Source organism: Bradyrhizobium sp. IAR9 (assembly GCF_013408065.1).
Classification (GTDB): domain Bacteria; phylum Pseudomonadota; class Alphaproteobacteria; order Rhizobiales; family Xanthobacteraceae; genus Bradyrhizobium.
The window spans coordinates 133,067-157,631 of sequence record NZ_JACBZW010000006.1 but is presented as its reverse complement, the minus strand read 5'-3'; the positions used below and the strand labels follow the sequence as shown (position 1 = coordinate 157,631).

At 65.4% G+C, this 24,565-nt stretch carries 20 protein-coding genes; 10 read left to right on the top strand and 10 right to left on the bottom strand.

Annotated elements, in window-relative coordinates:
* The first annotated feature begins 31 nt into the window (after positions 1-31).
* Both GGD67_RS18130 and GGD67_RS18125 read left to right on the top strand, forming a co-directional pair.
* Entirely contained in the window at positions 32-1,360 is a 1,329-nt protein-coding gene (locus tag GGD67_RS18130) for an aspartate aminotransferase family protein (protein ID WP_179734708.1), read from the top strand.
* A 70-nt stretch (positions 1,361-1,430) separates the two neighbouring features.
* A complete protein-coding gene (locus GGD67_RS18125; protein WP_179734706.1) occupies positions 1,431-2,696 on the top strand; it encodes a D-amino acid dehydrogenase in 1,266 nt (421 codons plus the stop codon).
* Positions 2,697-2,980: 284 nt separating this feature from the next.
* Here GGD67_RS18125 and GGD67_RS18120 read toward each other — a convergent pair whose 3' ends face one another.
* Positions 2,981-3,538, bottom strand: coding sequence for an SMI1/KNR4 family protein (locus GGD67_RS18120; RefSeq protein WP_179734704.1), 558 nt, complete (start codon positions 3,536-3,538; stop codon positions 2,981-2,983).
* Positions 3,539-3,601: 63 nt separating this feature from the next.
* Positions 3,602-4,246 carry a helix-turn-helix domain-containing protein gene (locus tag GGD67_RS18115; RefSeq protein ID WP_179734702.1) on the bottom strand — a complete coding sequence of 215 codons (645 nt, stop codon included), beginning with the start codon at positions 4,244-4,246 and terminating at the stop codon, positions 3,602-3,604.
* 179 nt (positions 4,247-4,425) lie between these two features.
* Here GGD67_RS18115 and GGD67_RS18110 point away from each other — a divergent pair, with 179 nt between their 5' ends.
* The 4 genes from GGD67_RS18110 to GGD67_RS18095 are packed head-to-tail and all read left to right on the top strand — an operon-like array spanning position 4,426 to position 7,896.
* Positions 4,426-5,184, top strand: a complete 759-nt coding sequence (locus GGD67_RS18110) for an ABC transporter substrate-binding protein (RefSeq protein WP_092253893.1) — start codon at positions 4,426-4,428, stop codon at positions 5,182-5,184.
* Positions 5,185-5,215: 31 nt separating this feature from the next.
* The gene (locus GGD67_RS18105; protein WP_179734700.1) at positions 5,216-5,869 is read left to right on the top strand and encodes an amino acid ABC transporter permease; all 654 of its coding nucleotides are present in this window, start codon (positions 5,216-5,218) and stop codon (positions 5,867-5,869) included.
* Positions 5,866-6,597, top strand: a complete 732-nt coding sequence (locus GGD67_RS18100; RefSeq protein ID WP_179734698.1) for an amino acid ABC transporter ATP-binding protein — start codon at positions 5,866-5,868, stop codon at positions 6,595-6,597. The genes GGD67_RS18105 and GGD67_RS18100 overlap by 4 nt, the downstream gene beginning before the upstream one ends.
* Positions 6,598-6,609: 12 nt before the next feature.
* Positions 6,610-7,896, top strand: coding sequence for an FAD-binding oxidoreductase (locus GGD67_RS18095; RefSeq protein ID WP_179734696.1), 1,287 nt, complete (start codon positions 6,610-6,612; stop codon positions 7,894-7,896).
* A gap of 55 nt (positions 7,897-7,951) precedes the next feature.
* On the opposite strand, the gene GGD67_RS39410 is transcribed toward GGD67_RS18095, so the two are convergent.
* Together GGD67_RS39410 and GGD67_RS18085 are read right to left on the bottom strand one after the other, a co-directional pair.
* Positions 7,952-8,182, bottom strand: a complete 231-nt coding sequence (locus GGD67_RS39410) for a hypothetical protein (RefSeq protein WP_179734483.1) — start codon at positions 8,180-8,182, stop codon at positions 7,952-7,954.
* A 157-nt stretch (positions 8,183-8,339) separates the two neighbouring features.
* Positions 8,340-9,929: a gamma-glutamyltransferase family protein gene (locus tag GGD67_RS18085; RefSeq protein WP_179734695.1), complete on the bottom strand. Its 1,590-nt coding sequence runs from the start codon at positions 9,927-9,929 to the stop codon at positions 8,340-8,342.
* Positions 9,930-10,049: 120 nt separating this feature from the next.
* Here GGD67_RS18085 and GGD67_RS18080 point away from each other — a divergent pair, with 120 nt between their 5' ends.
* Positions 10,050-10,823 carry an enoyl-CoA hydratase-related protein gene (locus tag GGD67_RS18080; protein WP_179734692.1) on the top strand — a complete coding sequence of 258 codons (774 nt, stop codon included), beginning with the start codon at positions 10,050-10,052 and terminating at the stop codon, positions 10,821-10,823.
* Between the two features lie 144 nt (positions 10,824-10,967).
* Here the strand turns inward: GGD67_RS18080 and GGD67_RS18075 are convergent, their stop codons facing one another.
* Positions 10,968-11,144 carry a hypothetical protein gene (locus GGD67_RS18075; RefSeq protein ID WP_018316954.1) on the bottom strand — a complete coding sequence of 59 codons (177 nt, stop codon included), beginning with the start codon at positions 11,142-11,144 and terminating at the stop codon, positions 10,968-10,970.
* Positions 11,145-11,153: 9 nt separating this feature from the next.
* Positions 11,154-11,387, bottom strand: a complete 234-nt coding sequence (locus GGD67_RS18070; protein ID WP_018316955.1) for a DUF6894 family protein — start codon at positions 11,385-11,387, stop codon at positions 11,154-11,156.
* A 262-nt stretch (positions 11,388-11,649) separates the two neighbouring features.
* Between GGD67_RS18070 and GGD67_RS18065 the strand changes: the two genes are divergently transcribed.
* The 3 genes from GGD67_RS18065 (at position 11,650) to GGD67_RS18055 (ending at position 15,707) form a co-directional block, all read left to right on the top strand.
* Positions 11,650-13,668: a sorbosone dehydrogenase family protein gene (locus tag GGD67_RS18065; protein WP_210286531.1), complete on the top strand. Its 2,019-nt coding sequence runs from the start codon at positions 11,650-11,652 to the stop codon at positions 13,666-13,668.
* Positions 13,625-14,566 (top strand): SMP-30/gluconolactonase/LRE family protein, encoded by a 942-nt coding sequence (locus GGD67_RS18060; protein WP_179734688.1) that lies wholly within the window; start codon positions 13,625-13,627, stop codon positions 14,564-14,566. Before GGD67_RS18065 ends, GGD67_RS18060 begins: the two co-directional genes overlap by 44 nt.
* A gap of 115 nt (positions 14,567-14,681) precedes the next feature.
* Positions 14,682-15,707, top strand: a complete 1,026-nt coding sequence (locus GGD67_RS18055; RefSeq protein ID WP_179734686.1) for a histone deacetylase family protein — start codon at positions 14,682-14,684, stop codon at positions 15,705-15,707.
* Between the two features lie 136 nt (positions 15,708-15,843).
* Here the strand turns inward: GGD67_RS18055 and GGD67_RS18050 are convergent, their stop codons facing one another.
* From GGD67_RS18050 to GGD67_RS18035, 4 genes are all read right to left on the bottom strand, one after another.
* Positions 15,844-16,824: an LLM class flavin-dependent oxidoreductase gene (locus GGD67_RS18050; protein WP_179734684.1), complete on the bottom strand. Its 981-nt coding sequence runs from the start codon at positions 16,822-16,824 to the stop codon at positions 15,844-15,846.
* Positions 16,821-17,552 carry a 4'-phosphopantetheinyl transferase superfamily protein gene (locus tag GGD67_RS18045; protein WP_018316960.1) on the bottom strand — a complete coding sequence of 244 codons (732 nt, stop codon included), beginning with the start codon at positions 17,550-17,552 and terminating at the stop codon, positions 16,821-16,823. Before GGD67_RS18045 ends, GGD67_RS18050 begins: the two co-directional genes overlap by 4 nt.
* Positions 17,553-17,786: 234 nt before the next feature.
* Positions 17,787-17,960 carry a hypothetical protein gene (locus tag GGD67_RS18040; protein WP_177236989.1) on the bottom strand — a complete coding sequence of 58 codons (174 nt, stop codon included), beginning with the start codon at positions 17,958-17,960 and terminating at the stop codon, positions 17,787-17,789.
* A 139-nt stretch (positions 17,961-18,099) separates the two neighbouring features.
* On the bottom strand, positions 18,100-24,552 hold the full coding sequence (locus tag GGD67_RS18035) for a non-ribosomal peptide synthetase (RefSeq protein WP_179734682.1): 6,453 nt from the start codon (positions 24,550-24,552) through the stop codon (positions 18,100-18,102).
* Between the last annotated feature and the right edge of the window lie 13 nt (positions 24,553-24,565).

Sequence of the window (24,565 nt, the reverse complement as noted above, 5' to 3'; positions counted from 1 at the left end):
TCTGCTAGAGGGTCAGCAAAGGAGCGCGGCCGTGACCCTTCATCAGATTCCGAACACTATCAAGACCGACTCGTTCTGGATGCCGTTCACGGCCAATCGGCAGTTCAAGAAGGCGCCGCGCCTGTTCTCCTCGGCCGAGGGCATGCACTACACCACCGTCGACGGCCGCAAGGTGATCGACGGCTCCGCCGGCCTGTGGTGCGTCAATGCCGGCCACGGCCGCAAGCAGATCGCGGCTGCGGTCGAGCGCCAGTTGATGACGCTGGACTTCGCGCCGTCGTTCCAGATGGGCCATCCGCTGGCCTTCGACTTCGCCGAGCGCCTCGCCGAGATCGCGCCGAAGGGCCTCGACCGGATCTTCTTCACCAATTCCGGCTCCGAATCGGTCGACACCGCGCTGAAGATCGCGCTCGCCTATCACCGCGCCAACGGCCAGGCGAGCCGCACCCGCCTGATCGGCCGTGAGCGCGGCTATCACGGCGTCGGCTTCGGCGGCACCTCGGTCGGCGGCATGGTCGCCAACCGCCGCGCCTTCGCCACCCTGCTGCCGGGCGTCGACCACATCCGCCACACCCACGATCTCAGCCGCAACGCCTTCGCCAAGGACCAGCCGGAGCATGGCGCCGAGCTCGCCGACGATCTCGAGCGTCTGGTGGCTCTGCACGGCGCCGAGACGATCGCTGCCGTCATCGTCGAGCCGGTCCCCGGTTCGACCGCGGTGCTGCCGCCGCCGAAGGGCTATCTGCAGCGCCTGCGCGAGATCTGCGACAAGCATGGCATCCTCCTGATCTTCGACGAGGTCATCACCGGCTTCGGCCGCCTCGGCACGCCGTTCGCCGCCAACTTCTTCGGCGTCACGCCTGATATGATGACCACCGCCAAGGGCATCACCAACGGCACCATTCCGTGCGGCGCGGTGTTCGCGCATCGCAAGGTGCATGACGCCATGATGATCGGCCCGGAAAACGTCATGGAGCTGTTCCACGGCTACACCTATTCGGCGCACCCGACCGCCTGCGCCGCCGGCATTGCGACGCTCGACATCTACAAGGATGAAGGCCTGCTGACGCGCGGCGCCTCGATCGCCGAATATTGGCGCGATGCGCTGCATTCGCTGAAGGGCCTGCCCAACGTCATCGACATCCGCAATTGCGGGCTGATGGGCGCGGTCGAGCTGTCGCCGCGCGACGGTGCGGTCGGTGCGCGTGGCTACGACGTCATGGTCGACTGCTTCAATCGCGGGCTGTATTTCCGCATGAGCGGCGACTCCTTTGCGCTGTCGCCGCCGCTGATCGTCGAGAAGAGCCACATCGACGAGATCGTGTCGATCCTGGGTGACGCCATCAAGCGGGTGGCCTGATAATTGCTCTCGCCGTTGCAAGTTGTTTCCTTGCAGCGGCGAGCGTGATGCCGCGGGAGTTTGACCAAGCGTGAAAGTTCTGATCCTCGGCAGCGGTGTCATCGGTGTCACCTCTGCCTATTACCTTGCGCGTGCCGGCCACGAGGTCACGGTCGTCGACCGCCAGCCCGAGCCGGCGCTGGAGACCTCTTTCGCCAATGCCGGCGAAGTGTCGCCCGGCTATTCCTCGCCCTGGGCCGGCCCCGGCGTGCCGGTGAAGGCGGTGAAGTGGCTTTTGATGAAGCACGGCCCGCTGGTGATCCGGCCGAAGCTCGATCCGGTAATGTGGGTCTGGCTGCTCAAGATGCTGCGCAACTGCACCAGCGCACGTTACGCGGTCAACAAGAGCCGGATGATCCCGATCGCGGAATACAGCCGCGATTCCTTGCGCGATCTGCGCCGCGACATCGGCATCCAGTATGACGAGCGCTCGCAAGGCACGCTGCAGCTGTTCCGTTACCAGGCCCAGCTCGACGGCACCGCCGAAGACATCGCCGTGCTCAAGCAATATGGCGTGCCCTTCGAGGTGCTGAGTCGCGAGGGCTGCATCGCGGTCGAGCCGGCACTCGCCGGCGTGAAGCAGAAGTTCGTAGGCGGGCTTCGCTTGCCGCAGGACGAGACCGGCGACTGCCACATGTTCACGCAGGCGCTGGCCAAGCATGCCGAGGCGCTGGGCGTGCGCTTCATGTTCAACACCGGCATTGACCGCATCGTCACCGACGGCGCGCGCGTCAGCGGCGTCGCGACCAGCGCCGGCATGTTGCAGGCTGATGCTTACGTGCTCGCGCTTGGCAGTTGGTCGTCGCGGCTGGTTGCGCCGCTCGGCATCTCCCTGCCGGTCTATCCGGTGAAGGGTTATTCGATCACGGTGCCGATCAAGGAGGCCTCCGGCGCGCCGGAATCGACCGTGATGGATGAGAGCTACAAGGTCGCGATCACGCGGCTCGGCAATCGCATCCGGGTCGGCGGCACTGCCGAAATCTCGGGCTATTCGGACAAGCTCTACGACGCGCGCCGCGCCACGCTCGATCATTCCTTGTCCGATCTGTTTCCGCGCGGCGGCGATCTCGCCAAGGCGACGTTCTGGAGCGGCCTGCGTCCGATGACGCCGGACGGCCCGCCCGTGATCGGCCCGACGCAATTCGCCAACCTCCACCTCAACACCGGCCACGGCACCCTCGGCTGGACCATGTCCTGCGGTTCGGGTCGCGTGCTCGCGGACATGCTGTCGGGCAAGAAGCCGGACATCGACGTGAGTGCGCTGACGGTGGACCGGTATAAGCACCGGTTTGGCTAGGACTTTCTCCGTTCGGCATTGCGAGGAGCTTTTGCGACGAAGCAATCCAGTATCCCTCCGTGGAGACAGTCTGGATTGCTTCGCTACGCTCGCAATGGCGATGTGGAGGTAGCGCGCGTCCAAAATCCATCACCGTCACCCTGAGGTGGCCGCTTCTTCAGCGGCCCTCGAAGGGTGACGGCCCGGCTCTATCGGGGCCGCTCATCCTTCGAGGCTCGCTACGCGATGCTCTCGCATCGCGCCACTCGCGCCTCAGGATGACGGGAAACTAGGTGGCGCCTGGCTCAAGGCCGCTTGCGGCGCGCAGATATGGTCCGGGCGATATGGCCTTCGTCGCCATACATTGCGTCCCACAGATTGACGCCAGAGGCCCACGATCCAATCCAGTCTTCGATACTGGGAGCGTCCTCGAAGAATGCGTCGGTCCAGTCATCGCCATCATGACCGTTGGGATCGAAAACCCGCATCCGGAAATCCGGGTCGAGACAATCGACGCACGAATAGATGGCGCATCCCCAATGGCAGATCGGCAGAAGGCCATCCGGCCAAGCCAGCTCTGGCGCACTCCGAAATACGTCGTAGATCGCAACAGCGGTCTTGCCGGTATCGTCGGGAACGCCTTTGGTCAATCCAATGAGCCCGTATCCGGGGCCAAAACCTCCATTGCCGATATCTGCATACATTCGTTTCAACAGGGGTGGCAGCCGGAAACGAAGATGCTCTTCGTCGGAGACAATGTCGCCTGCCCTGGCGGGGATTAGTGCCGCGCGCGGAGGTCGGCCCAGATCGGTTGGGTTTGTCTTCAGCCGTCGCTGGATCGCAGCGATGATGAGGTCATCCATCGACGAGGCCCTTCGTCCTGCAGAATGCCTTCACATCATGCCAGCAGACGGCGTGCCGGCAAACTACCCCGCCCCCGTCACGCAATTCACCCACAGCACCATGGCCTTCGCATCCTCGGCCGGATTGGAAAACCGGTGTGGCCGGCGGCTGGCAAAACGAAAGCTGTCGCCGGTCTTCAGCGACCAGGTCTCGCTGTCCACCGTCAGCATCATCTCGCCTTCGAGCACGAGGCCGGCCTCTTCGCCGTCATGGGTGTAGAGCTCGTCGCCGGTGGAGCCGCCGGGTTCCAGATGCACCAGGAACAGGTTGAGCCGGTTGTCGGCGCTCGCCGGGCTGAGCAATTGCTTGGAGACGCCGGTGCGCCAGAGCTTCAGTTCGGGCCGCTGCAGCCCACGCGTCACGACCTGATCGGAGGCGCCGTCGGCGCTCGGGCTCGCGCCGAACAGGGCGGCGATGCCGACGCCGAGCACGTCGGCGAGCGTCGCCAGCACGCGTAGCGATGGTGACGACAGGCCGCGCTCGATCTGGCTGAGAAAGCCGATCGACAGGTCCGTGCGCGCCGCGACCGTTTCCAGCGAGAATTGCCTGCCGCGCCGGAGATCCCTGATGCGGCGGCCGACCGCGACGTCCATCGCGGGCTCAGCGGATTTGGCGACGGCTTTGGCCTTTACCTTCTTCACCGGCTTTGTCGCGGCCGGTCTGCGCATTCTTTTGCCACCGCTCACGTCAAACCGCTTCCTTCATGTGCATGAAAACCGCTTGCATCGTCCGCGAAAGTGTGACCAAATTTTCATATTGGTGAAAATAGGCCGAAACGGCTCGGCTCGCAACGTCTGATCATGACACCCGCGAGCGCCGCCATCGGCCAGACCCAAAGGGGGATGCGATGAAGCGTTTTGGTCTGGCCGCGGTCGCGGCGCTCGCACTGATAGCCGTGGCGCCCGCTTCGGCGCAGCAGGTGCTGAAGGTCGGCTCGACCCCGACGGGTATTCCCTTCACCTTCCTCGACACCAAGACCAACACCATCCAGGGCATCATGGTCGATCTCGTCACCGAGGTGGGCAAGGATGCCGGCTTCAACGTGCAGATCGAGCCGATGCAATTCTCGGCGCTGATCCCGTCGCTGACCTCGAGCAAGATCGACATCATCGCCGCCGCGATGTTCATTACCGCACCGCGCAAGGAAGTCGTCGATTTCTCCGATCCGATCTACACTTACGGCGAAGGCCTGGTGGTGCCGAAGACCGACACCAAGGCCTACGCTACGCAGGACGACCTCAAGGGCGAGACCGTCGGCGCGCAAGTCGGCACCGCCTTCGTCGATGCGCTGAAGAAGTCCGGCCTGTTCGCCGACGTGAAGGCCTACGACACCATTCCGGACATCCTGCGCGACGTGAACACCGGTCGCCTCAAGGCCGGCTACGCCGATTATCCGATCCTCGCCTACAATCTGAAGCAGGGTGGCTTCCCCGAGGTGCGGCTCGTCGATGGTTACAAGCCCGTCACCGTCGGCTCGGTCGGCATCGGCGTGCGCAAGGGCGAGAGCGCGCTGCTCGGCAAGATCAACGCCTCGCTGGCCAAGCTGAAGGCCAACGGCACCATCGACAAGATCCTCGATAAATGGGGCCTGAAGGCACAGGGCTGATCGATAAATCCGGATCGATGAAGGCTGCCCGATGAAAGGCTTCTGGCACGACGCCGTCGAGTTCTTCCCGATCCTGATGAACGGCGTCGTGTTGACGATCGTCGTCACCGTGGGCTCGCTGCTGCTCTCGACGGTGCTCGGCCTGATCTGGGCGATGATGCGGGTGTCCGGCATCAAGGCGCTGTCGATGCTCAGCGCCAGCCTGATCAATGTGATCCGCGGTATCCCGATCATCGTGCTGTTGTTCTACCTCTACTTCGTGATGCCCGATCTCGGCGTCACGCTGTCGGCCTTGCAGGCCGCGATCCTCGGGCTCGGCATCGCCTATTCGGCCTATCAGGCCGAAAATTTCCGTGCCGGCATCGAGGCGATCGACAAGGGGCAGATCGAGGCGGCGCAGTCGATCGGCATGGGCTGGTGGCTCACCATGCGGCGCGTGGTGCTGCCGCAGGCGGTGCGCATCGTGCTGCCGCCTTACGGCAACGTCATGATCATGATGCTGAAGGACTCTTCGCAGGCCTCCACCATCACGGTCGCCGAGCTCGCGCTGCAGGGCAAGCTGATCGCATCCTCGACCTTCAAGAACACCAGCGTGTTCACGCTTGTGGCGCTGATGTACCTCACCATGAGCATTCCGCTGATCCTGCTGGTTCGTCACTTCGAGAAGCGGGCCGGCAAGCGATGATCGAGCTGAAAGACGTCCACAAGAGCTTTGGCGAGAATGAGGTGCTCAAGGGCATCACGGCCTCCGTGCAGAAGGGCGAGGTGGTCTGCATCGTCGGTCCCTCCGGCTCCGGCAAGTCCACCATCCTGCGCTGCATCAACGGGCTCGAAAGTTACGACCGCGGCGAGATCAGCGTTGAGGGCCTGAAAGTCGATCGCGATGCGCCGTCGATCGTGAACATCCGCACCCAGGTCTCAATGGTGTTCCAGCGCTTCAATTTGTTTCCGCACCGGACGGCGCTGGAGAACGTGATCGAGGGGCCACTCTTTGTGAAGAAGGAGCCGCGTGCCCAGGCGCTGGAGCGCGGCCGCGCATTGCTTGCCCAGGTCGGGCTTGCCGAGAAGGCCGATGCGCATCCGCCGCAGCTCTCCGGCGGCCAGCAGCAGCGCGTCGCGATCGCGCGGGCGCTCGCTATGCAGCCCAAGGCGATCCTGTTCGACGAGCCGACCTCGGCGCTCGATCCCGAACTCGTCGGCGACGTGCTCGGCGTGATGCGCAAGCTCGCCGACGACGGCATGACCATGGTCGTCGTCACTCACGAGATGGGCTTTGCCCGCGACGTCGCCGACCGCGTGCTGTTCATTGACGGCGGCGTCATCGTCGAGCAGGGGCCGGCCAAGGCGCTGCTCAACCAGCCCCAGCATCCGCGCACGCAGGATTTTTTGCGGCGTGTGCTGCATCCGCTTTGATTGGTCTTTGCCATGCCTGCGCGCCTGCCTCTGCCGCCCTCGCTCTATGCCGACACCGCCGTCGCGCCGGCCGCCACGCCGCCGCTCGATACGGACAGGAATGTTTCGGTCGCGATCGTCGGCGGTGGTTACATCGGCCTGTCCACGGCGTTGCATCTGGCGGAGCAGGGTGTCGAGGCGCTGGTGCTGGAGGCGCAGGAGCCGGGTTGGGGCGCGTCCGGCAACAATGGCGGCCACACCAATCCCGGCCTGAAGCACGATCCTGATCAGATCGAGGCGGACTTCGGCGCAGACCTCGGCCGCCGTATGATCGAGTTCTCTTACGGCACCACGAATTTCACGCACGATCTGATCCGCCGCTACCAGATCCCGTGCGAGGCACGTCAGAACGGTACGCTGCGCGCGGCCTATCACGAGGCCAGCGCCGCCGCGATCAAGACGACCGCTCAGCAATGCATCCGCCGCGGCATGCCAGTGACATATCTGAACCGCGAGCAGCTCCGCGAGATGACCGGCACCGACCGCTACATCGGCGCCATGCTGGATGCGCGCGGCGGCGATCTGCATCCGCTCAGCTATGCTCGCGGTCTCGCGCGTGCGGCGATCTCGGCAGGCGCGAAGGTGCATGGCGAGACGCCGGCGCTGTCGCTGCGCCGCGATGGCAGCCGCTGGCGCATCGAGACGCCGCGGGCGGTGGTTCATGCCGACAAGGTCCTGCTCGCCACCAACGGTTTTACCGACGATCTCTGGCCGGCGCTCCGCCGCACAATCGTGCCGGTGTTCTCTTCGATCGCGGCCACGGCGCCGCTCTCCGATACGGTGGCCCGCGCGATCATGCCGACGCGGTCCGTGCTCTACGAGAGCGGCCACATCACGGTGTATTACCGCATCGATCAGCACAATCGTCTCTTGATGGGCGGCCGCGGCCCGATGCGCTGGATCAAGTCGCCGAACGACGTCGCCTATCTCATGCGCTATGCCGAGCGGCTATGGCCGCAGTTGAAAGGCGTTGCCTGGACTCACGGCTGGAATAGCCGGCTCGCCATCACCGCGGATCATTACCCCCATGTGCATGAGCCGGCCGAAGGCATCCTGATCTCGCTCGGCTGCAACGGCCGCGGCGTCGCGCTCGCGACCGCGATGGGCGCGCAGCTCGCGCGTCGGCTGATCGGCGGGGCCAAGGCGGAGATCGACATGCCCATCACGGGCATCAAGCCGATCCCGATGCACGCGTTCTGGCCGGTGGGTGTGACGACCGCCGTGATCGCCGGCCGCATACGGGACCGGCTCGGCATGTGAAGAAGGCGCCGCCCGGTCAGGAGCGACGCCTTGCATCATAGATAGATATAGGACGTCAGCAGCGGCCCTGTTTCCACAGGCCGGGCGGGCACCCGTGACCGCGCCAGCCGACCTTGCGTCCGCGCGACCATCCGGGTGGTGAGCCGTGGTAATGATGGCCCATCGAATGACCATGACCATGGCCGTGCCCATGTCCACCACCGTGCCCGCCCTTGGCCAGGGCAGGACTGGTGAATGTGAATCCGGCTGCAAGGATCAGCGACGCGGCGAGCGCAAGTTTCTTCATATGTCCTCCACTGGGGCGAGCGCACTTGTCCGTTCAATCAACGAACGGCCGGTAGGTAAGTTCCCTGCGAATGTGGAGGAGTCGTGACGCTCGCGCAGATGCGTAATCGCGCGAGAACTCAACGCGCGCTGGCACATTCCCGCATTGATCGATGCGCTCAGGCTTCCGCCACCGCGTCGGCCCAGGGCTGGAAGATCTCGACCGCACCAAAATTCGTGTCGCCCTCGCGCATCACCACGCTCGGGCAGGCGAATTTTTGCGGCAGCGTCTGCACGCGGGTCTCTTCATAGTCGAAGCGCGAGCCCAGCGTCTTGCGCACGTCCTCCGGCAAGCGAGCATCGCCGATCACCACCGCGCCCTCGCTGGCGTCGATGCGCGGCTGGTGGATGGCGGCATCGAGGTCCATGCCGAAATCCATTGCGAAGGAGACGAGCTGCATCACCGAGGGCAGGATGCGGCGACCGCCGGAGGCGCCGACCGCGAGCCGCTTGCCGTCCTGTGTCTCGGCGATGACCGGCGTGTAGTTGCAGAGGCAGCGCTTGCCGGGCGCGAGCGAATTGGTGGTGCCCGGCGTCGGATCGAACCACATGATGCCGTTGTTCATGGCGATGCCGGTGTGCGGCGTCACATATCTCGAGCCGAACGAGGAGAGCAGCGTCTGCGTCACCGCGGCGATGTTGCCGTGGCGGTCGACCACGGAGAAATGCGTGGTGCAGGCGGGTGCGAGATATTCGGCGCCGAGCGAGCGTTTGCCGTCGGCATCGCCCATGTCCTTGAGCCGCTCGCGGAAGGCCGCCTGCAGAGCGAGCGCATATTCGACATAGGCAGCCGCGTCCGGCGCGCTTGCCGGCGTCAAGCTCTGCTGCAACAGGCGCAGCGCGTGCGCCATGGTGGGCCCGGCCGTGAGCTCAGGCGTCGCATAGACCTTGCCGCCGCGATACGGGATCGCCAGCGGCTCGCGCAGATGCGCGCGGAAGGCGGCGAGATCCTCGACCGACAGCGAACCGCCATCGGCCTTGATGTCGGAGGCGATGCTTCTGGCGAGATCGCCCTGGTAGAAATCGCGCGGTCCGGCCTCGGCGAGATGCGACAGCGTCGCTTTCAGCGTGTCCTGCGGCAGTCGCGTCTCGGCCTTGATGCCCCATGGCGCGCTCGGCGGCAGCCCATCCTTCAGGAACGCCACCGCGCTGGCGGGATAGCGCCTGAGATCGGCGGCCGAGCCCGAGATCGTCACCGTGGTCCACCAATCGACCAGCAAGCCTTCGCCGGCGAGCCTGGCTGCCGGCGCGACCAGATCCTTCCACGGCATTTTGGCGTAGCGGCGATGCGCCTCTTCCATCCCGGCGACGACGCCGGGCACGGCGATCGAGCCGGGGCCGTGGATGTTGCGATCGTCCTTCACCCGCGGCCAGGGGAAGAGATCGGACGCAGCGCCTTCGCCGCTGAGCGGATAGTCGGCAACGCGCAGGCTCTGCGGCGCACACATGCCGTAGTCGATCACCTCGTAACGATTTTCCTTGGCACGGTAGAGCACCATCGCACCGCCGCCGCCGATGCCGCTGTTCCAGGGCTCCAGCACGTTCAGCGCCATGGTGGTTGCGACGATCGCGTCCACGCAGTCGCCGCCCGCCGCCAGCACCTGCGCGCCCACTTCGGCCGCCCGCCGCGATTGCGAGGCGACGATGCCGCCCTTGGAGCTGACGGCGGGTTTGCGGATGGTTTGGTTGAGGCTGAACTGATGAGGCATGATGTCGTCTTGATCTCTGTTGTTCTGGCGTTGCTGTGCTGGCGCGGGAGCTCAGCATTGGCTGATGTTGCGAAGGATGGCACATTGCCGCCAACGAGAAAATCCAAAGGGAGACGCGACATGGCTGGTGTGAAACAGGCGCGGGATGGCGCGGTCGGAATCCTGACGCTGGACGAGCCGGCGAGCCTGAACGCGATGACGCCGGACCTGCTCGGTGCGCTCGCCGCCGCCATCGGCGAGATGTCGCAGGACGAGGGTATTCGAGCCCTGATCCTCACTGGCGCGGGGCGCGGTTTTTGCTCAGGACAGAATTTGAAGGCCTCGGAAGCGCTGGGTGAGGATCTTGCTGCCGGCGTCATGAGGTTCTACTGGCCCGCCTTCAAGGCGCTGCGCGAATGCCGCGTGCCCGTCGTCGTCGCCGTTAACGGCGTCGCGGCCGGCGGCGGCTTCAGCCTGGCGATGGCCGGCGACATGATCGTGGCGGCGCGGTCGGCGAGCTTCATCCAGGTGTTCAGCCGCATCGCGCTGGTGCCGGATCTCGGCTCGACCTGGCTGTTGCCGCGGCTGATCGGCCGCCAGCGCGCCCTCGAGCTGATGCTGCTGAACGAGCCGCTGACGGCCGAACGCGCCCAGGAGATCGGCCTGGTGCGGCAGGTCGTCGAGGATGCAAAGCTGATGGACGAGGCGCTGGGTCTGGCGCGCCGCCTCGCCGAGGGACCGACCCGCGCTTTGGTGGCAACGCGCCTGCTCGTCGAGGAGAGCGAGCATGCGACCTACGAGGCGCAGTTCCGCCGCGAGATCGAACTCCAGGCGGTGATCCGCAAGAGCGCCGACGCCGTCGAGGGGCGCAGCGCCTTCGTGGAGAAGCGCAAGGCGAGATTTACGGGGAGGTGAGGTGGGGCACGCTTGCCCTGCTCGTCATGCCAGGGCTTGCCTCGGGCATCCGTCTTTGGCCCACGCCCCAAAACGTAGATGGCCGGGACAAGCCCGGCCATGACGAAGGAGAGACGGAGATTGGAAGCCGCGAGGCCTCAGCTCTCAGAGCGAGCGGTTCAGCCGGCTGGCCTGATACTTGGCGCGCCATTTGGGGCCCGGCCCGCGCATGTAGTGCAGCTCCGGGCGGTAGGGGTCGCCCGCGACCCTGATCAGCGTCTGCCATTTGGCGGCGACGAAGTTCACGGGCTGGCGGAACAGGCTCAGTGAAGCGAGCAACATGACATCACCTCAATGCGGTTTGCCGAGCATGGCGGTGAAGGGAAGATCGAACAGATCCTCGCCGTCGGAGCCGCTGACATGGATCACCCAATCGCGCCAGTCTTCAGCGCCGGGCGTCTGGATCATCGAATTCATGATCTGGGAGGCACGGTCGCGCGCCTCCGTGAGATTGGAGACGGCGGCGCCGTAGCGGTCGATCAGCGTGCCCTCGGTGTTGGAGCAGTGAAAATAGACCTGGACCATATGCGCCTCCTGGCGGGAGTAACTTGGATGGCAAATCGATACCACCCGAAGCCTTCGCGAAACATTCGGGTCGAGCCCGGTAAGGGAATCTACGGATATTGGTCGGCTCAGAGGTCGTTACAGGTTTAATCACAGGCGAGTGATGTTCGGCTGGACGGCGTTCGGACGGCATGAAACAGCTGTTTCGCGGGAAATCTTGGGGGCCGCCGTGAGCTACTTCACATCCAGGCGTGGACGCCGAAGCCTGCGCGCATGTGCGGGGATGTTGGCGGTCCTGCTTGGGCTCATCTCGGCGGCGTCATCGGAGCCGCTCCGCCGCAGCGGCTATGCGGTCGGCGCGGAAACCTGCGGCAATGGCGATCTCGCTTTTCCCAGGATCCAGATCGACATGAAGGCCGGATTTTGCGCCGGCCTCGTCGCCAGCGAAGAGGATGGCCTGAAATTCCCGCGCGCGATTGTCCAGGTGCCGGGCCGGGAGCTGTTCGTGGTGGCCGACATGGGCGGCTGGGGCCACACCGACGGACGGCTGCTGCTGCTCGACCCGCGCGCGGCCCAGGGCCAACGGTTCAGGGAGCTTCTGACGGGAATCGAATATCCGTTCGGCCTGACCATCGGCCCGGACAAAAAGCTCTACGCCTCGACCGCCGAGACCATCTTCCGGTTCGACCCGCTCGCCGACAATCCGCGCGGCACGGTCGAGACCATCATCCGTCATATGCCTGGCCGCCGGATCACGCTGCCCGACGGGACAAGGCTCCAGGAGAGCGCGCATCCGCTCAAGCAGTTTGTCTTCGACAACAACGGGCGGCTATTCGTCAATGTCGGCTCGCACAGCGACGACTGCATCACGCCGGCGCCGATCACAAAGCCTTGCGCGGCGGCCGAGGGCGCTTCCGCGATGGCAGCGATCTGGCTGTTCACGCCGCCCACGGGTGGCGTCTTCCCGGCGCTGAAGCCTGGCGATGCCGATCCGCCGCACACCGTGTATGCGCGGGGCTTGCGCAACTCGATGGCGCTGGCGCTGCATCCGAAGTTTCCCGAGGCCGGCTACGCCTTCCTGCAGGGCGAGAACAGCCGCGACTTGCCCGACATCTTCAAGCCGAACGAGGAGATCAATGCGATAGAGCAGGGCAGGCATTATGGTTGGCCCTATTGCTACGATCTGTCGACGCCGAGCCCGGAATTCAGGAACGTGCTGCAAGGTGGGCTCTACAAATCGCTCTGCACGGCCAACGCGCTCTACAAGCCGCCGCTCTCGCTGATGCCGCCGCACGGCGCGCCGCTCGCGATGCTCTATTATCACGGTGGCAAATTTCCGGAGCTGGAGGGCAAGCTGCTGGTCGGCCTCCACGGCTATCGTCCGACCGGCAGCCGTGTCCTCGTCTACGACGTCGACGATCGCGGTTTCCCCAAGCCGTCCCCGGCGCCGGTGCGTTACCGCGTCAGTTGCGCCGCCGATCCGGCGCGCAGCTTTCAGACAGACGCCGGCGAGGTCGCCGCCGCGCCGTTCGACGAGCTGATCGCAGGCTGGCACCGCGTCAACGGCGCGCGGCCGCAAGGTGCGCCGGTCGGCATGACGGTCGCGGAAGACGGCGCGATCTGGCTGGTCGAGGACAAGAACCGGACCGTGATCCGCATCGATCGTGCCGCGGGTGATCCGCCACAGCCGCTGCCGTGCGACATGCGCAGCCAGGCGATGATCGACCAGCTCGCGGCCTTCGTCGCCGGGGATGCGCAGAACAGCGCCCGGCTGACCACGCTGCGCAAAGGCCTCGTCGAGAAGCATTGCGTCGGCTGCCATTCCGATTTCGGTTTGAAGGGCAGCCAATCGGAGGCGGAGAAGGACGCGGCGGTGCTCCGCTTCATGCTGTCGCAGGACGGCTGGATCTATCCGGGCGATCCCGATGCCGGCAAGCTGCGCACGCGACTGCGCGGCCTCGGCGCGGAGAAGCTGATGCCGCCGGGCGGCGAGAGCCTGCCGAAGACCGAGCCTGGCTACAAACGCCTGCTGGACACCGCGGATCTGCTCGTCGCGAAAATGGTTCCGGGCACGCGGATGCGGATCAAGCCGGGCCCGCCGCAGCGCAAATTCTTTGGCAAAACCAGCAAGGAATGCGGCGAAATACCGGCCGGAAAGGTCGTTGTCGTGACACAAAGGAGCGCTGTAGACAAACCCGGCTTCAGCCGATTCTTCCGGCCTGCCGATCCCTATTTGAATGGCGAGTGCACCGACGGCGATGGCTATTACATCCGGCAGGAGTTTCTGGTGCCTGTGCGGTAGCGTCCTACTCGCCGTTGCGACGGCATCCGCCCAGGCAGAGACGAAACTATTCGAGAGCGCGCAGGTGACGCCTCCCGGCGAATATACCTTCGGCATCGAGGGCCCCGCGGCTGACCTCGACGGCAATTTGTTCGTGGTCAATCTCGGCAAGCCCGGCACCATCGGCCGGCTGCCAGCCGGCGCCACCGCGTCGGAGCCGTTCACGGCGCTGCCCGATGGCAGTGTCGGCAACGCCATCCGCTTCGACCGCAGCGGCACCATGTTCATCGCCGATTACAAGAAGCACAACATCTTCGCGATTGCGAAGGGGGCGACCGAGCCGTCTCTCTGGTTTCACTCCGACGAGATGAACCAGCCCAACGACATTACGATTGCACGCGAGGGCACGATCTATGCGAGCGATCCGAACTGGAAGGGCCGCGAAGGCCATATCTGGCGGATCGCGAAAGCCGCCGACGGCACGGTGCAGGGGCAGATCATGTCGGCGCCGCGCGCAATGGGCACCACCAACGGCATCGATCTCAGCCCTGACGGCAAGACGCTTTATGTCGGCGAATCCAGCAGCGGCCAGATCTGGTCCTATGCGATCAATGGCAACGAGCTCACCGGCGCAAAGCTCGTCAAGGCATTTCAGCCCGACACCGTCGACGGGCTGCGCACGGACGTCATCGGCCGGCTCTATGTTGCGCGCATTCTCAAGGGCACGATTGCGCTGATGAAGCCGAACGGCGCGGTCGAGCGGGAGATCGCGCTGAAGGCCAAGGAGCCGACCAACCTCGCCTTCGGTGGCAGCGACGGCAAGACCGTCTTCGTCACCCAGCGTCAGGGCGGCTTCATCGAGTCGTTTCGTACCGATCAGGCGGGTCGCGAGCACTGCCTGCAGCGCGGACGCTGCTGAGCGCCGGTTGCGATCTGCTTCCGGCGCAGGGCAGTCGAGACGGCATTCTTCTTGCTTGCATCTGACCGCCGCAGCGATCAAGACGTCTGTGAGCACGCGACCACGGAGTGTTTGAGTGAAAGCCGTCCATACTGAACTGCACCGCAGCCACGATCCGCAATTCTTCCTGGTTCGCGGCGTCGTCAAACGCACCACCGAGCAGCCGGAGCGCGCCGACCGCCTGCTGAAGGGGTTGAAGGACGGCAAGCATCAATTGGTCGAGCCGACCACATTCGGGCAGGGGCCTCGCGCGCGCATTCACAGCCCGGAATATCTGTCGTTCCTGAGCGAAGCCTGGGACGCCTGGACCGCGCTCGGCGATTCCGGCCCCGAAATGATCGGCAACATCCATCCGGTGCGCCACGCTGCGACCTACCCGACCCACATCGTCGGCAAGCTCGGCTGGCACACCGCCGACACCGCGGCGCCGATCGGTCCGGGCACTTGGGCTGCGGCCTGTGCTGCGACCGACGTTGCGGTCACTGCCGCGCAGATGGTGATGGATGGTGAAGATGCGACCTATGCGCTTTGCCGTCCGCCCGGTCATCACGCCTATCGCGACATGGCCGGCGGCTTCTGCTTCCTCAACAACAGCGCTATCGCCGCGGCGCATCTGCGGCAGAAGCACGAGCGCGTCGTGATCCTCGACGTCGACGTCCATCACGGCAACGGCACGCAAGGTATCTTCTACGCCCGGCCCGACGTCTACACGGTGTCGATCCACGCCGATCCCATCGCCTACTATCCCTATGTGTGGGGCTATGCCCATGAGCGCGGCGAGGGACCCGGCCTCGGCACCAATCTCAACATTCCCCTCGCCATCGGCACCGGTGATGACGGCTACATCCAGGCGATGGACGTGGCGCGCAAGGTGATCGAGTCCTTTGCTCCCGGTGCCCTCGTTATCGCGCTCGGCTTGGACGCCTCCGAGCACGATCCGCTCAAGGGATTGGCCGTCACCACGCCCGGCTTCCGGCGCATCGGCCAGGCCATCGCCAGGATGGGCCTGCCGACCGTGTTCGTGCAGGAGGGCGGTTATCTCTCGGATATTCTGGGCGCGAACCTGACCTCGGTGCTGACCGGATTCGAAGAGGCGCGGTGAGGTTCGCCGAATAGACCGCCATCCTCCGTCATTGCGAGCGAAGCGAAGCAATCCAGAATCTCTCCGCGGCACCAGTCTGGATTGCTTCGTCGCAAGGGCTCCTCGCAATGACGATGTGGAGGCACAGGATCCGTCCTCAAAACATCCCGCTCGCCGCGAGCGCCATGCAGACGTGCTGCATCTCGGCCTCGTCCGCCACCATGTCGAGCATAACAGTGGTGAGCCCCTTGGCCGCAAAGTCCTTCAGCTTCGCGCCGATCTCCCGGTAGCTGCCGACGAGATAGGGGCAGTCGGCCTGGAAGGTCAGGAACGGCAGCAGCCAGTAGCCATTGTCCTGAAGTTCGCCGGTCTGTCCCTCGTACAGGTGCCGCTTCCACACGGAGTCGCTGTTCTCGACGGTGAGCACGAGCAGCTCGCGATCGTCAGGGTTGTCGCGGAAACGCAGCTTCGCGGCCTGCCGCGCCTCCTCGCGTCCCTCGCGGGCGAAGATGCCGAAATTCATGCCTGATACGCTGAGGCCGCGATCGAGATCGGGCGGCAGCATCTGCATCTTGATGCAGCCGGTCTCCTTCGCCACGCGCTGGGCCGCCTCGGATTGGCCTGCGATCAGGAATTCGGGCATCAGCTCCGCCGGCAGGCGCGGGCGAAGCTGCAGATGGTGCGCACGGTAGAAGCGGCCCTCGAAATTCACCGGCCGCGGGCTTGCCAGCAACTGCCGCATCAGCCCCACGAATTCGCCGAGCCTGATATAGCGGTCGGCATGCGACTGGTCGTCGCCCAGCCCCTGCAAGTCGCTGACCGCGGTCCCCGTGATCATGTTGAGATAGACCTTGCGGCCGTGAAGCTGCGCCAGGGACGAGACGAATTTCGCCGCCGTGAACGGGTGCATGTAGACCGGATTGACGGCGATCAGCGGCGAAGATCGCGTCGTCGCAGCCATGACGTGCTGGGCCATGGCCCAGGGCTCGACGAACACGTCGTTGCCTTCGAACAGCAATATGCCTTCGAATCCGTTGCGGTCGGCGAACTGCGCCACCCGCATCAACTCGCCGACATATTTTCCGGCGTCGCGGTTGCGTGAAATCGCGGGAAAGACGCGCAGCCGCGGCTGCGTCATTCAGCCGCTTCCTGGAGCGGCCAGGCATTGCGGCTGATGGGAAGGCCACCGTCCGCACGGGAGCCGTCGGCGATCGCGAGGCGATGCGAGGGTGAGGGCGAGCACAGCGAGAAGCGCCAGCCGTCGGGATCGTCGGCGATATCGGGCTTGAAGCTGATCTCGATGGCCTCGCGCGAGACCTGCATCGCGAAGGCGTCGAGCGGCAGATTGAGCCCAAAGCCCCTGGCCTTCAGATAGGCTTCCTTGAGCGTCCAATAGTCGAAGAAGCGCTCGGTCGCCGCGGGCTCGGGCAATCCGCGCAGCGTTTCGACCTCCTCCGGCGCAAAGAAGCGAAGCGCGGTGGACAGCGGCGCCACCCGCCGCGACACGGTTTCGACGTCGACGCCGACGGACTCATGTCTCGACACGACGCAGGCGACGCAGCCGTCGGCATGAGACAGGCTGAAATGCAGCGCGCTCGAGGTCGCGGGTGCTGCGACAAACGGCCGCCCATAGCGGCCGGCTGCAAAGGACCAGTCGGACGGCGCGACGTTGGAGGCGATCTGCGACAGCGCCAGGCGCAGCATCGCATGTGCGAAAATATACTGCCGCCGATGCCGCTCGAACATGAAGCGATCGGCCCGGACCCGTTCGTCGACCGAGAGCAGCCGTCGACAGGCCTCGACCGCGCCCGGCGCGTCGATGGACTCGATCAGTCCGACAAAGAGTTCAATTCTGTCGTCCGCCATCAATTGGGCCTTTTGCGTCAGGCCGAAGGCAGATCCCCGGTCCCGACGGAAGAAACAACTGAGCAAGAATCAATCAAGCGGACCGCTTCTAGCGGTCCACCCGGGCGAATTCTTGTCGATTTGCAGGCCGGTTTACAGGCGCAAGCTTGTGCGAGACCCCAACTCGACACGCGAGCGGCCCATCCCCGAAAAGCGAAGCCCTAAAGATTCGTACGGCGTCCCGGCCGACGAATCTTACCTCTTCTTCTTCTTCTTGGCTTTCTTCGAACCGCCAAGCACCGAAAGGCTGGCGTCGACGTCCTTCAGCGCGGACTGGAGCTTCTTCTTCTCGGCACCGAGCAGCTTCTGGAGGGCCTTGCGGTCCTTGTCGCTCAACGACGTGCCCTTTGTAAATTTGATGAAACCCATAACACTCCCCCGGTGGAAAATAATCGTCCAAATCAAAACGCGGGAATAATCTTGCGCGACGGCGCCAAATAATCAAGATGCAACTTGGTCATGCACAGCTTTGACGAGTGAACCCGTATTAGTCCGCGATGTCATCCGCTCACGCCGCGTTGCGCGCGAGTAATCGGTCGAGCGGCGTGTTGGGCTGGGCGACGGCGGCCTCCAGCAGCGCAACGAGATCCTCCATCCACGCGCCGACCCTGCGGCCGTCGAGTAGCTCAAGCTTGTAATTGCATGAGCCGGTGATGCCGGTCGGGCGCTCCTTGAGCATCAGCGACAGCCAGGTCTGGTCGATCGGCAGCACCGGCTGGCCTTCACGTGCGATGTTGCCGATCGATCCTGTCGCGAGGTCCGGGAGATCGAGCGGCTGGCGCAGCGGATTTTGCAGCGTGAAATAGACTTGGAGCAGCGAGGCCGGATCGATGCCCTCCCGCTCCAGATGGTCGGCCAGGATGTCGAAGGGCAGCTCTTGCCGCGCATGCGCGTCGAGCACGCTCTGGCGTACCCGCGCTAGCGCCTGCGTGAACGACAGCTCCGGCGTGATTTTGGTGCGGACGATCACCGTGTTCTCGAACGGGCCGACGATTCGGTCGGTGTCCGGCTGGGCGCGATTGGCCATGGCGGTCGCGATAGAGATGTCGGTGCGACCTGTCCGGGCCAGCAGCAGGGCCTTCAGACCGGTGAGCAGGCACATGAACAGCGTGCCATTGTGCCGGCCGGCGAACACCGTGAGCCGGCTGATCAGCTCACGATCCAGATTCACCGGATGATGCCCGGTCGACGCGCCCGGGCTTGATTCGCCGTCGAAAACGGACACCGCGCCGCGCAAATTCTCCGTCCAGTCGGCCGCCTGCAGGCGGGCGGCGTCCGTGCCGCACCACCAGCGCTGCCAGCGTGCGACGTCCGAAAAGGCCGGGGGCGGCTTCGGTAGCGGTACCGACTGATATCCGGCCAGCGCCGCATAGCGGCTGGACAATTCCTCGAACAGCACGCCGATCGACCAGCCGTCGACAATGGCATGATGCAGCGTCAGCAGCAGCACATGTTCGTCGTCATGGAGCCGCAACAGCCGGGCGCGGAGCAGTGGCGCGCGCGTCGTGTCGATGGGCGTAGAGGTCTCCTGTTGGATCAGAAGATCGATCTTCCGGAGCTCCAGCGCCTTGCGCCGCTTGTTGGCGTGGGGATGACCGTCGCCGATCGTCTCGATGGTCAGGACACGGCCGAGGGTGCCGGGTGCGGCGATGCGGCTGACGGGCTCCTCGCCGTTCCAGCCGAACGCGGTCCGCAGCGATTCGTGCCGGCGCACGACGTCCTCGATCGCCTGTGCCAGGGCGGCCGCATCGAGCGGACCCTGCAGACGGAACGCGAAGGGCAGGTTGAACAGCGGCAACCCCGGGAGGTTCTGCTCGATCCGCAGCATCTGGTCCTGCGCGATCGAGAGCGTTGGTCCGCTGCTATCGGTCAGGCTCGCTTCAGCCAGACTTTTCACGCTTGCGGCAGGCTTGCGCGGCGTCGCCGCCATGGCCTGGTCGACCCGCCGGGCAAGCCCTTCGATCGTCGGTGCCTCGAAGATGGTCTTGATCGGCAGCGACACGCCGAGCGCGCGGGCGATGCGCGCCATCGCCTGGCCCGCCAGCAGCGAATGGCCGCCAAGGTCGAAGAAATTGTCAGTGACACCCAGGCTTTCCACCTTGAGCAGGTCGATCCAGATGTCGGACAGCACCTTTTCAGTAAAGCGCCGCGCCGGCACGGGCGCGTCCGGTCCGGGCGCCTCCTGCTGCGTCGGCGCCAGCAGTGCGGACCGGTCGATCTTGCCATGGGCATTGAGCGGCACGTGATCCAGGAACAGGAATGCGGACGGGATGGCGTGGCCCGGCAACCGGCTCTTCAGGAATTCGCGCAGCTCGCTGGCGCTGATCCGGCTGTCGGGCTTTGCGACGATATGGGCGATCAGCCTGACGTCGCCGCTCGCCTCGCGGCGCGGCTCGACGATGCCGGTCCGCACGCCCGGATGGTCGGCCAGCGCGTTCTCGATCTCCTTGAGCTCGATACGGTAGCCGCGGACCTTGACCTGATGGTCGGCGCGGCCGAGGCATTCGATCGTCCCGTCGGCACGGCGGCGGGCAAGATCGCCGGTGCGGTAAAGCCGACTGCCTGGCTGGCGCGAGAACGGATCGGGCAGGAAGCGCTGCCGGCTCTGCGCGGGATCGTTGACATAGCCGCGGCCGATTCCGGCGCCGCCGATGCAGAGCTCGCCGGTCACGCCGACCGGCTGCGGCTGGAGGTTGGCGTCGAGCACGTAGAGCTGGGTGTTCGGCAGCGGCGCGCCGACCGGAACGTTGCTCGTCGCGCTCGCCGGCGCTTTGGTCAGGCGATGCAGGGAGACGTCGTCGGAACATTCCGACGCGCCATAGGCGTTGATCAGCGGCACCTTTGGGCAACGGGCGAACCAGGCCTGGCAAAGCTCGACGGGCAGCGGCTCGCCAGTCGAGATCAGCAGCCGCAATCTCGCAAAGGCGCGCCGGACCTGCGCCTCGTTCATCCGTTCGACGATGACGCGCAAAAGCGACGGGACGATCTCGAGCACCGTGATGCCTTCGCGTTCGATCTCCCGCGCCAGCAGGATCGGGTCCTGCACGATCGCGTTGTCGCAGACATGCACGCGCGCGCCGACCATCGGCCCCGCCAGGAACTGCCAAACCGATATGACAAAGCTCTGCGGCGCGGTCTGCGCAATCACGTCCCTAGCGGAGAGGCCGAGCTCGGCAATCAGCGAGGCCAGATGGTTCGACAGGCCCCGCTGCTCGATCATGACGCCCTTCGACGCGCCGGAGGAGCCGGACGTATAGATGAGATAGGCGAGGCCGGAGGCTGTACGCCGTACGGCGCGGGCCGGCTTGGTCGATCCCGAGGCGATCGCATCTTCGAGTTCGGCCACCGGGATGCGCTCGACCAGCGGTTCGAGCAGCGCGCCGACCATGGGTGACCGCGCGCGGCCGGTCAGCAGCATGCGGGCGCAGCTCGATCCGAGAATGGTCGTGAGCCGCGCCGGCGGCTGATCGGGATCGAGATTGAGGAAGGCCGCGCCCGCGCGCTGCACGCCGATCATCGCGGCGAGTAGGTCGGGGCCGCGATCGGCAAGCAAGGCCACCACGCTCTCGGCACCGACGCCTTCGCGCACCAGCCAGCGCGCAACCGACCGGCTGCGGCGCGCCAGCTCGCGATAGCTCAGGGAGGTGTGTCCGTCCGTCACCGCGATGGCGTTCGGTATTGTCCTGGCCTGGTGGTCGAAGCGTTCGCTTACATTGCCGCTTGTGGCGAAATTCGCCGGCGCGCCCCGGCCTGTCGCCAGCAATTGCCGGCGCTCGGCCTCGTTGAGGAGCGGCAGGCGCGAGATGCGCTGCTCCGGATTGGCGATGACGGCCTTCAGCAGAGACTTGAACTGTGCCGCCATGCCGTCGATCGTCGCGGCGTCGAACAGGTCGGTGGCGTATTCGAAGAAGCCGGTGAAGCGACCGTCGGCCTCGACCAGCTCGAGCGTGATGTCGAAGCGCGCCACTTTCGGATCGATCTCCAGCCGCCGCGTCGAGAGGCCGGGAAAGCGGGCCGCCTCGATCGAGGCGTTCTGGAGGATGAACATGATCCGGAACAGCGGATTGCCGTCACTGCGGCGTGCGATCTGCAATGCGCGCAACACCTCCTCGATCGCAAGGTCCTGGTTGCGGTAGGCATCGAGCGTGACCTGCCGGACCCGCCGCAACATCTCGCTGAAGCTCGGGTCGCCGCTAAAATCGTTGCGCAGGATCAGGGTGTTGGCAAACAGCCCGATCAGGCGCTCGCTCTCGATCTGGTTGCGATTGGCGATCAGCGATCCCGTCGCGACGTCCTCATGCCCAGTGTGGCGGTACAGCAGGCACTGGAAGACTGAGAGCAGCGTCATAAAAGGCGTGACGCCCTGATCCTGGCTCAATGCTCGGACATCGCCCGAGAGAGCCTTGGAGAACTCGAAATAGTGGCGAGCGCCGTGACCGCTCCAGACCTCCGGCCTTGGCCGGTCGGTCCGCAGCGGCAGCGTGGTGACGCCGTCGAGCTGGCCTCGCCAATAGTCGAGCTGGTCCTTGGCTGCTGGCGTCTGCGCCCAGCTCTGCTGCCAGAGCGCGAAGTCGCGATATTGAAAAGCGGGCAAAGGCAATGCCGCCACGCTCTTCTTGTGAGCGGCGGCGTAGTGGGCGGCAAGCTCCTCCCAGAACAGGCGTTGCGACCAGCCGTCGGTGACGAGGTGATGGACATTGACCACCAGCGCATGGCTCGTCTTGTCGAACGACAGCAGGGTGACTTTCAGCGGCGGCTCGTGCGCCAGATCGAACTTGTATTGCGCGAGCTTGAGCGCCTCGCGCCTGATCACTGCGGTCCGCTTGTCGGCAGGACAGGGCTTGAGCTTGACCCGCTTGAGCCGCGGCGGCGATTGCAGCACGAGCTGCGCCGGCTCGCCCCGTCGTTCGACGACGACCGAGCGCAGCGCCTCGTGGCGTGCGCTGATCGCGGCAAGGCTCGCCTGAAGCGCGGCGACGTCGATCTGGCCCTTGAGCACCGCGACTTCGACGACGTTGTAATTGTAGCGCGTCGGATCGAGCCGCGAGAGCACGTACATCCGCTGCTGCTGGAACGAGAGCAGCGCGTCTGCTTCCATCGCCTGCCGCCAGGCCGGCAGTGTCGCCCCGTGCCGGCTTGCGGCGGTGTCGATCCGGGCTGCAAGCGCGACGACCGTGGCGCAATCGAAGATGTCCTCGAATGAGAAGTCGACGTTGAAGCGTTCGCGCAGGCGAGAGCGCATCTGCGTCACCGCGAGCGAATCCGCGCCGAGCGCGAAGACGTCCTGATCGATTCCGACCTGCGGCAGCTCCAACAGGCCGGCCCAGATCGCGGCGAGTTGTGTCTCCAGCGCGTTGCGCGGCAGCCGTGCCTCGTCGCCGTTCTCCGGCTTGGCGATCAGCTCGGCCAGCGCGTTGCGCTTGACCTTGCCGCTGCCGCCTTTCGGCAGGGCTACCACGCTGCGGATCAAGCTCGGCACCTTGTAGGCCGCGAGCCGTTTGCGTGCGAACTGGCGCAGTTGATCCGAGGTCGCCTCCGCATCCGGTCGCAGCACCACGACGGCGGCGACGTTCTCGCCGAGCTTTTCGTGCGGGACGGCGAACACGCCGGCCTCCAGCACCGCCGGATGGCTGAGCAGGACCTCTTCCACCTCCAGCGGCGAGATCTTCTGTCCGCCGCGATTGATGACGTCCTTGATGCGGCCGACGATGAAGAGATAGCCGTCCGCGTCGAGATAGCCGAGATCGCCGGTCCGGAACCAGCCGTCGCGGAAGGCGGCCTTTGTCGCCGCCTCGTCGTTGTAATAGCCGCGGCTCATGTTCGGTCCGCGCAGCATGATCTCGCCACGCTCGCCGCTCGCAAGCGCGCGGCCCGTCTCGTCCATGATCGCGATCTCGGGGCCGGCGGCGCGCCCGACCGATCCGACCTTGCGTTGCTCGAACGGATTGGCCGCGATCTGCGAGGCCGCTTCGGTCATGCCGTAGGTCTCGAGCACGGGAACGCCGAACGTCACCTCCAGTCCTTGGAGGATCGTGGGCGCGAGCGAGGCCGAGGCCGAGCGGATCACGCGCAGCGACGACGATCGGGCGCGGTCCGGGTCGGATTCCGCCGCCGTCAGCAGCGCGCGATGGATGGTCGGCACCGCCGTGTACCAGGTCGGCTGCAGCTCCCGCATCCAGCCGAAGAAGGACGGTGCATCGAAACCGTCGGTGCAGATCACGCTGGAGCCCGCGGCCAGCGCCGTCAAAAGGCCGGAGATCAGGCCATGGGCGTGAAACAGCGGCAGGACGTTGAGCAGGCGATCGCGGGACGAAAGCGACAGCACGTGGCCGGCATTGTAGGCAGACAGGCATACATTGCGATGCGTCAGCGGTACCATTTTCGGCCGCGCCGCCGTGCCTGACGTCAACAGGATGAACGCATCGTCGTCGCCGCGCGAGGCGCCGCCGGTCGCCGCCGGCCTGACCGTCGGACCGATGAATTTGCCGCCGCCCAGATTGTCTTGCGGTCCCGGCACGAAATCGATCACCGCCATATCGAGTGCCTTGGCGACGTCGCGGCTTGCCGAGTTCATGTCGGCCCGGGTCACGAGCGCGGTCAGCTTCAGTTCGCTGAAATAGCGCTGCAGCTCGTCCGCGGTCAGATCGGGATTGACGGGGACGCAGGCGCCGCTCGAGGCAACCGCGATCAGCGCCAGCGCGCTGTCGGCGCCGCGCGGCAGCGCAACCGCAATCCGGTCGGCAGAGGTGATGCCGAGCCGGCGCAGCGTGCCGACGAGATCCTGCGTCACCTCGCCAAGCGCGCCGTAGTTGAGGACGGGCCGACCCGGGGCGAGGAGGGCGGGCGCCTTCGGCGTCTTGCGGGCGTAGAAATCGAGCAGGCCGCCGATATGGACGAATGTCTTCGTTTCGGCCGCCGTGCCGCTTGATTCCTCCGGGGCTGGGAGTGTGACGTCCGACAATTCCGTTCCCTTT

What these genes read in the sequence shown, in the direction of transcription:
- GGD67_RS18120 (WP_179734704.1), bottom strand. Translation starts at nt 3,538, where the DNA reads ATGGATGACCTCATCATCGCTGCGATCCAGCGACGGCTGAAGACAAAC.
- GGD67_RS18115 (WP_179734702.1), bottom strand. Translation starts at nt 4,246, where the DNA reads ATGCGCAGACCGGCCGCGACAAAGCCGGTGAAGAAGGTAAAGGCCAAA.
- GGD67_RS18110 (WP_092253893.1), top strand. Translation starts at nt 4,426, where the DNA reads ATGAAGCGTTTTGGTCTGGCCGCGGTCGCGGCGCTCGCACTGATAGCC.
- GGD67_RS18105 (WP_179734700.1), top strand. Translation starts at nt 5,216, where the DNA reads ATGAAAGGCTTCTGGCACGACGCCGTCGAGTTCTTCCCGATCCTGATG.
- GGD67_RS18100 (WP_179734698.1), top strand. Translation starts at nt 5,866, where the DNA reads ATGATCGAGCTGAAAGACGTCCACAAGAGCTTTGGCGAGAATGAGGTG.
- GGD67_RS18095 (WP_179734696.1), top strand. Translation starts at nt 6,610, where the DNA reads ATGCCTGCGCGCCTGCCTCTGCCGCCCTCGCTCTATGCCGACACCGCC.
- GGD67_RS39410 (WP_179734483.1), bottom strand. Translation starts at nt 8,182, where the DNA reads ATGAAGAAACTTGCGCTCGCCGCGTCGCTGATCCTTGCAGCCGGATTC.
- GGD67_RS18085 (WP_179734695.1), bottom strand. Translation starts at nt 9,929, where the DNA reads ATGCCTCATCAGTTCAGCCTCAACCAAACCATCCGCAAACCCGCCGTC.
- GGD67_RS18080 (WP_179734692.1), top strand. Translation starts at nt 10,050, where the DNA reads ATGGCTGGTGTGAAACAGGCGCGGGATGGCGCGGTCGGAATCCTGACG.
- GGD67_RS18075 (WP_018316954.1), bottom strand. Translation starts at nt 11,144, where the DNA reads ATGTTGCTCGCTTCACTGAGCCTGTTCCGCCAGCCCGTGAACTTCGTC.
- GGD67_RS18070 (WP_018316955.1), bottom strand. Translation starts at nt 11,387, where the DNA reads ATGGTCCAGGTCTATTTTCACTGCTCCAACACCGAGGGCACGCTGATC.
- GGD67_RS18065 (WP_210286531.1), top strand. Translation starts at nt 11,650, where the DNA reads ATGTTGGCGGTCCTGCTTGGGCTCATCTCGGCGGCGTCATCGGAGCCG.
- GGD67_RS18060 (WP_179734688.1), top strand. Translation starts at nt 13,625, where the DNA reads ATGGCTATTACATCCGGCAGGAGTTTCTGGTGCCTGTGCGGTAGCGTC.
- GGD67_RS18050 (WP_179734684.1), bottom strand. Translation starts at nt 16,824, where the DNA reads ATGACGCAGCCGCGGCTGCGCGTCTTTCCCGCGATTTCACGCAACCGC.
- GGD67_RS18045 (WP_018316960.1), bottom strand. Translation starts at nt 17,552, where the DNA reads ATGGCGGACGACAGAATTGAACTCTTTGTCGGACTGATCGAGTCCATC.
- GGD67_RS18040 (WP_177236989.1), bottom strand. Translation starts at nt 17,960, where the DNA reads ATGGGTTTCATCAAATTTACAAAGGGCACGTCGTTGAGCGACAAGGAC.